This is a genomic window from Bradyrhizobium sp. IC4060 (assembly GCF_020193715.1).
GTDB classification, from domain to species: domain Bacteria; phylum Pseudomonadota; class Alphaproteobacteria; order Rhizobiales; family Xanthobacteraceae; genus Bradyrhizobium; species Bradyrhizobium yuanmingense.
Genome location: NZ_JADYVJ010000119.1, coordinates 1 through 395, shown reverse-complemented (window position 1 = coordinate 395; position 395 = coordinate 1). Strand labels below are relative to the sequence as shown.

Genomic DNA, 395 nt, shown 5'->3' with positions numbered 1-395 from the left:
ATACTTAGCTCTTTCTGGATAAAGAAAATAGCATATTTGCGAATGACTTCCTTGACCAAATCTTCTATATTTTCTTTCTTCAACACCAAATCATCATGGAAGCTTTCTAAGCGTAGATATTGGAGAACGAGGTTGGTATAGGAATCAATCTTAAAAATTTCCTGCTCCAACTGTTGCTTCAGTTGGCGATCCGCCACCTCACTTACAAGGAGTTTACTGGCTGCAATTGGTGTTTTTATCTGATGAACCCAGAGTGTATAGTAGTCCACCAAATCATTATAGCGGTTTTCAGCATCTGATTTCTTTTGATAGAGTTCAGATTCGCTTTTCTCTAATTTTTCAGTTAGAAGGACTTCCATTGGTGACTTAGCTTTTCTTTCGCCATAGAGCAATTC

At 37.7% G+C, this 395-nt stretch carries 1 pseudogene; it reads right to left on the bottom strand.

Features of this window, described 5'->3' with window-relative positions:
* Positions 1-395 (bottom strand): annotated as a pseudogene (locus tag I6F16_RS37765) (hypothetical protein); the annotation flags it as partial.